General features: G+C 74.2%; 7 protein-coding genes. 5 read left to right on the forward strand and 2 right to left on the reverse strand.

Going from position 1 to position 6,000, the window contains the following annotated elements; genetic code table 11:
- The first annotated feature begins 214 nt into the window (after positions 1-214).
- Positions 215-1,297 carry a M23 family metallopeptidase gene (locus tag DZA62_RS25380; RefSeq protein ID WP_157987902.1) on the forward strand — a complete coding sequence of 361 codons (1,083 nt, stop codon included), beginning with the start codon at positions 215-217 and terminating at the stop codon, positions 1,295-1,297.
- A 4-nt stretch (positions 1,298-1,301) separates the two neighbouring features.
- Here DZA62_RS25380 and DZA62_RS25385 read toward each other — a convergent pair whose 3' ends face one another.
- Positions 1,302-2,666 (reverse strand): dihydrolipoyl dehydrogenase family protein, encoded by a 1,365-nt coding sequence (locus DZA62_RS25385; RefSeq protein WP_116951727.1) that lies wholly within the window; start codon positions 2,664-2,666, stop codon positions 1,302-1,304.
- A 96-nt stretch (positions 2,667-2,762) separates the two neighbouring features.
- On the opposite strand from DZA62_RS25385, the gene DZA62_RS25390 reads away from it, so the two are divergent.
- Together DZA62_RS25390 and DZA62_RS25395 are read left to right on the forward strand one after the other, a co-directional pair.
- A complete protein-coding gene (locus DZA62_RS25390) occupies positions 2,763-3,116 on the forward strand; it encodes a YciI family protein (protein WP_116951728.1) in 354 nt (117 codons plus the stop codon).
- Complete coding sequence (locus DZA62_RS25395; protein WP_116951755.1) at positions 3,113-4,354, forward strand: RNA polymerase sigma factor; 1,242 nt, start codon at positions 3,113-3,115, stop codon at positions 4,352-4,354. The genes DZA62_RS25390 and DZA62_RS25395 overlap by 4 nt, the downstream gene beginning before the upstream one ends.
- A 158-nt stretch (positions 4,355-4,512) precedes the next feature.
- Here DZA62_RS25395 and DZA62_RS25400 read toward each other — a convergent pair whose 3' ends face one another.
- Positions 4,513-4,770, reverse strand: coding sequence for a type B 50S ribosomal protein L31 (locus DZA62_RS25400; protein WP_116951729.1), 258 nt, complete (start codon positions 4,768-4,770; stop codon positions 4,513-4,515).
- 88 nt (positions 4,771-4,858) lie between these two features.
- On the opposite strand from DZA62_RS25400, the gene DZA62_RS25405 reads away from it, so the two are divergent.
- Both DZA62_RS25405 and DZA62_RS25410 read left to right on the forward strand, forming a co-directional pair.
- Positions 4,859-5,068 carry an FmdB family zinc ribbon protein gene (locus DZA62_RS25405; protein ID WP_116951730.1) on the forward strand — a complete coding sequence of 70 codons (210 nt, stop codon included), beginning with the start codon at positions 4,859-4,861 and terminating at the stop codon, positions 5,066-5,068.
- Between the two features lie 54 nt (positions 5,069-5,122).
- Positions 5,123-6,000 (forward strand): class I SAM-dependent methyltransferase (locus DZA62_RS25410; protein ID WP_157987903.1); only part of this gene is annotated, 878 nt, incomplete at its 3' end.

Raw genomic sequence — 6,000 nt, forward strand, 5'->3', positions numbered from 1 at the left:
GCGCAATGCGGCCTCCAACTCAGCACCGGCGTCGAGCACGACACACCCCCGCCACTACAGCCATTGGTTGTATATCGGGCAAAGCCCGCTTACAGTAGCGGCCGATGACCGCAGACAGGAAGGGCCCCGAGTGAGGAGACGATCACTGGGGCCGATCGTGGCCGCAGCTGTCACCGCCGGATGTCTCTCCTGGGGAATGACGTCCTCGACGGCAGTGCCCGATCCCCGTGCCGCGTCCACCGTGCCCTCGGTCGAGGAGGCTCAGGCCGACCTCGAGGCCGCGCAGGCGGCGTTCACCGAGGCCCAGAAGACCGAGCGAGCCGCGCAGCAGCGTGCGGAGGAGGCCAGCCAGGCCGCCGCCGACGCCCGGTCTGCCGCCGACCGCGCCACCGCACGCGCCGAGCGGGCGCGTGGCGAGAGCACCAACGCCGCCGCGGCGGCCGATGCCGCCCACGAGACGTTGGGCCGGCTGGCGGCGCACGCGTACATGAACAACTCCGAGCTCACCGGCCTCATGCAGCTCGGCATCGCCGATCCCGAGGAGTTCCAGGCCCGGTCGACCGGCGTCTCGGAGCTCATGCGGGTCCAGGACAGCGTCCTCGCCGAGGCGGCGGAGTCGCGCGCCAACGCCACGAACGCCGCCAGCCGGGCCGACGGCCACGCGGCCGCAGCGGAGGAGTCCGCGGCCGCCGCCAAGACGCTGTACGAGCAGGCCACCACGGCCCTCGAGGAGGCGTCCGCGGCGAGCGCCACGGCCAACGAGCAGCTGCAGAAGATGCGCGAGGTGCACGCTGCGGCCGAGCAGGCCCAGCGCGAGCGCGAGGCGGCCGAGAACCAGCCCGACCGCGGCGACCGCGGCGAGGACGACGGCACGACCGACACGCCCCCGCCCAGCGGCAACGGCGTCTTCCAGCGCCCGGCGAGCGGCAGCATCACCTCGCCGTACGGCATGCGGGTGCACCCGGTGACCGGCGTGTACAAGCTGCACAGCGGCACCGACTTCGGCGCGGCGTGCGGGGCTCCCGTGTACGCGGCCTACCCGGGCACGATCGAGTCGACCGGCTACGCGGGCGCCTACGGCAACCGCATCGAGATCGCGCACGGCAACGTCAACGGACTGGACGTCACCACGACGTACAACCACCTGTCGGCGTTCAGCTCCAGCCCGGGGCAGTCCGTGGCGACCGGCGACCTCATCGGCCGCGTCGGCACCACCGGGTCGTCGACCGGCTGCCACCTGCACTTCGAGGTGCTGGTGAACGGCGACTTCACCGATCCGATGTCCTGGCTCTCGTAACGCGTCAGCCGAGGTCGAGGTCGCGGAGCGCGTCCTGGATGCCGCGGTGGATGGTCGGGTAGGCGTAGATCATGTGCCGCAGCCGCTCCACCGGGACGCGCCCGTGCACCGCGACCGACAGCGCTCCCAGCACCTCGCCACCGGTCGGCCCGGCCGACGTGGCGCCCACCAGGACCCCCTGGCCGGCGTCGGCGACCAGCTTGATGAAGCCGTCGTTGCCGGCCTTGTGGATCCAGCCGCGTGACGTCGACGGGACCTGCGTGCTGCCGGTGCGCACGTCCAGCCCGGCGTCGCGCGCCTGCGCCTCGGTGAGCCCGACGGCGCCGATCTCCGGGTCCATGAACGTCACCCGGGGCAGCGCGCGGTAGTCGGCCGGTGGGCCGTCCTGGCCGAGGACGTCGCGGGTGACGATGTCGGCCTGGTAGGTCGCCATGTGGGTGAACGCGCCGTGCCCGACGACGTCGCCGACGCCCCACAGCCGCTCACCGGCCCGCAGGTGGTCGTCGACCGCGAGGAAGCGAGCGGACGGGTCGAGCCCCACGGTGTCGACGCCGATGGCCGCGAGGTCGGTGCGCCGGCCGACGGCCACCAGCAGCTTCTCGGCGCTCAGCTGCACGCCGTCGCCGAGCGTGACGGTGAACCGCTCGCCGTCGTGCCGCACGGACTCGGCCGCGGCACCCACCCGCACCTCGACGCCTTCGGCGCCCAGCACCCGCGCGGCCAGCTCGGACGACTCGGGCTCCTCGACGCCGAGCAGCCGGTCGGACGCCTCGACGACGGTGACCTGGACGCCGAACCGGCCCAGCGCCTGCGCCAGCTCCAGCCCGATGGCGCCGCCGCCGAGCACCAGCAGCGACGCCGGCAGCTCCTTGGCCTGGACGGCGTCGCGGTTGGTCCAGTACGGCGTGCCGTCGAGGCCGTCGATGGGCGGCACGAACGGCGCCGTCCCGGTGCCGACGACCACCGCGCGGCTCGCCTCGTACACCGTGCCGTCGACCTCGACCCGGCCCGGACCGGCCAGGCGCCCCCAGCCGCGGACGAACCGGCCGCCCTTGCCGGTGAAGCGGTCGACGGCGACCTGGTCGTTCCAGTCGTCGGTGGCTTCGTCGCGGATGCGCGCCGCGACCGGTGCCCAGTCGGGCGTGACGTCCGCGTGGCCGGCCATGCCGTCGCTCCGCCGGCCCTCGGCCAGCAGATCGGCCGACCGGATGATCATCTTGGTCGGGATGCAGCCGAAGTAGGGGCATTCGCCGCCGACCAGCCGGCCCTCGATGCCGATGACGTTCAGACCCGCCTCGGCCAGGGATCCGGCGACCTGCTCACCGCCCACGCCGAGTCCGAGCACCACCACGTCGACCTGCTCGCTCATCGCACCTCCCGTGTTGCCGCCGAGCCTATGTCGATTCCCGCGCACCTCGTTCGTCAACGGTGATAGACAGCCACCGAGACGGAAGGACGAGGCGTCATGAAGTACATGCTCATGTTGTTCGAGCAGGACACCGACTGGGACGCGGTGCCGGAGGCCGAGCGCACGGCGGCGCTGGACGAGCATGCGGCGTTCATCGCCTACCTGCGGGGGCGCGGCATCGAGTTCTCCGGCGAGGCGCTGCGGCCGTCGACGACGGCGACCACGCTGCGTCCGGCCGGTCCGGACCAGGACCTGCTGGTGACCGACGGCCCGTACGTCGAGCTGAAGGAGAACCTCGCCGGCTTCTATATCGTCGAGGCCGCCGATCTCGACGACGCCGTCGAGATCGCCCGGCACTGCCCGACCGGCACCGGCACGGAGATCCGGCCGCTGTGGGGCACCGGGACGTGACCGACGCGGTCGGCACCATCGCCGGCGCGGTCGCCGACGCGCACCGCCGTGGCTGGGCGCGAGTCCTGGCCACGGTGGTCCGCGTCACCCGCGACCTCGACGCCGCGGAGGACGCCGTCCAGGAGGCGTTCGCCGCGGCCGTCGAGCTCTGGCCGCGCCAGGGCGTTCCGGACGACACCACCGGCTGGCTGACGACCGTCGCCCGCAACCGCGCCCTGGACGCCATGCGGCGGCAGCGGACGCTGGCCCGCAAACTGCCGCTGCTGATCGTGCCGGGCGACGACGCGCCCGCGGGCCGGGAGACGATCGAGGACGAGCGGCTGCGGCTGGTCTTCACCTGTTGCCACCCGGCGCTGTCGCTGCCGGCCCGGGTCGCGTTGACCCTACGGCTGGTGTGCGGCGTGCCGACGCCCGACGTCGCGCGGCTGTTCCTGGTGCCGCAGCCGACGATGGCGGCCCGGCTGACCCGCGCGAAGAAGAAGATCCAGGCAGCCGGGATCCCGTACCGGGTGCCGGCCGATCACGAGCTGCCGGACCGGCTGCCGGCCGCGCTGGCGGTGGTGTCGCTGCTGCTCACCGAGGGCCACACGGCCTCGCGCGGCGCGGCGCTGGGCCGGCCGGAGCTGGTCGGCACGGCGACGGAACTGGCCGAGGTGCTGGCCGAGCTGATGCCGGACGAGGCCGAGGTGCTGGGCCTGCTGGCGACGGTGCGGCTGGCGGCGGCTCGGCGGCCGGGGCGACTGGACGGTGACGGCGGGCTGGTGCTGCTGTCGTCGCAGGACCGGTCCCGCTGGGATCGCGGGCTGGTCGAGGCGGGCTGTGAACTGGCGGCGCGGGCCATGCGGCGGACGGTGCCGGGACGGGCCGGTCCGTACGCGCTGCACGCGGCGATCGCGGCGGTGCACTCGGAGGCTCAGTCGTACGAGGAGACCGACTGGGCACAGGTCGTCGCGCTCTACGACCTGCTGGTGGCCGCCGCGCCGTCACCCGTGACGGAGCTGGCCCGGGTGGCCGCACGGTCGCACGTCACAGGGCCCGCGGCGGCGCTGGACGAGGTCGCCGCACTGGCCACGCGACTCGGTGGGTACTACGGGGTGCCGGCGGTCCGGGCCGACCTGCTGCGGCGGCTGGGCCGGAACGTGGAAGCGGCGGCCTCCTACGAGGAGGCCGCCGCGTTGACCGGCAACGATGTGGAACGCTCGTACCTGCTGGCTCAGGCCGCCGAGCTGGCGCGGTAGCCGCCTGGGGCATCGGCGCTGCGGCCGGAGACGCACCATAGCCACAGGGCCGGCGGCCGCACCCCGCGGCGGGCCACCCCCGGCCGGTGCGGGCCCCGGCAGCCCAACGAGAAACGAGCGAGGCGAGCGGCCCCGCCGCTCACCCCGCTCGCCCCTTCTCAACTCGCGGCCGAACTCGCGCTATAGCGCCGGCGGAACTTCTCCACCTGGCCCGCGGAGTCCAGGATCCGCGTCCTCCCCGTGTAGAACGGGTGGCTCGCGGACGAGATCTCGACGTCGACGACCGGGTAGGTGTTCCCGTCCTCCCACACGACGGTCTGCTCGGTGCGGGCAGTCGAGCGGGTGAGGAACGCCATGCCGGCGTCGGCGTCGCGGTAGACCACCGGCCGGTAGTCGGGGTGGATGCGATTCTTCACGACAGCCTCCTTCTGATTGTCGTTCTCAACAACACGTCTGGATGCCGGGACATTCCCGCGCACGCCGGCGGCCGGTATTCTCGACGTCGTGCCGACCTACGAGTTCCGCTGCCGCTCCTGCGGCTCGACCTTCGACGTCGTCCGGCCCATGGCCGACGCGGGCGCCGCGACACCCTGCCCGGCCGGCCACGACGACACCGTCAAGCTGCTGACCACCGTGGGCCTGTCCGGCCGCGCCGGCGCCGCGCCCTCGGGTGGCGGCGGAGGCTGCTGCGGGGGCGCCTGCGGCTGCGGCTGATCCACCGCTCGACAGGTCCAGGCCGGCAACCGGGCCGGCCGAGGGGGGACCGCGATGAACGTCCACCACAACGCCATCGTCATCAACTGGGCCGACGAGGCCGAGCGGCTGTGCGCCGCGGTCGCCGACGACGCCGCCTGGTACACGTCGGTGGCCCGCGAGCTGACTCGGCCGGATGACCGGCTGGCCGTCGACATCGGCTGCGGCGGCGCGGGCATGGCCTGTGCGCTGGGGGCGGCGCTGCCGCCGGCCGCGTTCGTCGTCGGGGTCGACGGCGACGGCGAGGTGCTCGACGCGGCGCGCCGGCGCATCGTCGAGTCCGGCGTCGACGACGGCCACATCCGGCTGCTGCGCGCCGACCTCGACACCGACCTCGCCGTGCTGCCACTGGTGGCCCGCAGCGCCGACATCATCTGGGCGGCGTCGGCGATCCACCACCTCGCCGACCAGCAGGCGGCCATCGACGCACTGGCGGCTCTGCTCGCGCCCGGCGGCCGGCTGGCGCTGGCCGAGGGCGGCCTGCCCGCCCAGCATCTGCCGTGGGACGTCGGCGTCGGCGACCCCGGCATCGAGGTGCGGCTGGCCGCCGCCGAGGACCGCTGGTTCGCCCGCATGCGCGCCGGCGTCCCGGGCAGCGTGCCGATGCCGTACGGCTGGCCGACCGCGCTGCGCCGAGCCGGCCTCGTCGACGTCACCACCAAGACGTTCACGTTCGAGCGGCCGGTGCCGTTGTGCGCGGAGGACCTGCACGCGGTGCTGCTCAGCCTCCGCCACCGGGTCGACCGCGCGGACGTCGACGGCGAGCTCCGCCCGGCGGACAAGGCGGCCTGGGACCGGCTGCTGGACCCCGGCGACGACGCCTGGCTCGGCCGCCGCGACGACGTGTACTCACTCAGCGCGCGCAGCGTCCACCTCGGGCACCGCACGGCGGT

The organism is Jiangella endophytica, from assembly GCF_003427025.1.
GTDB classification, from domain to species: domain Bacteria; phylum Actinomycetota; class Actinomycetes; order Jiangellales; family Jiangellaceae; genus Jiangella; species Jiangella endophytica.

Coding starts and splice junctions, on each gene's coding strand:
- DZA62_RS25390 (WP_116951728.1), top strand. CDS start 2,763: ATGAAGTACATGCTCATGTTGTTCGAGCAGGACACCGACTGGGACGCG.
- DZA62_RS25385 (WP_116951727.1), bottom strand. CDS start 2,666: ATGAGCGAGCAGGTCGACGTGGTGGTGCTCGGACTCGGCGTGGGCGGT.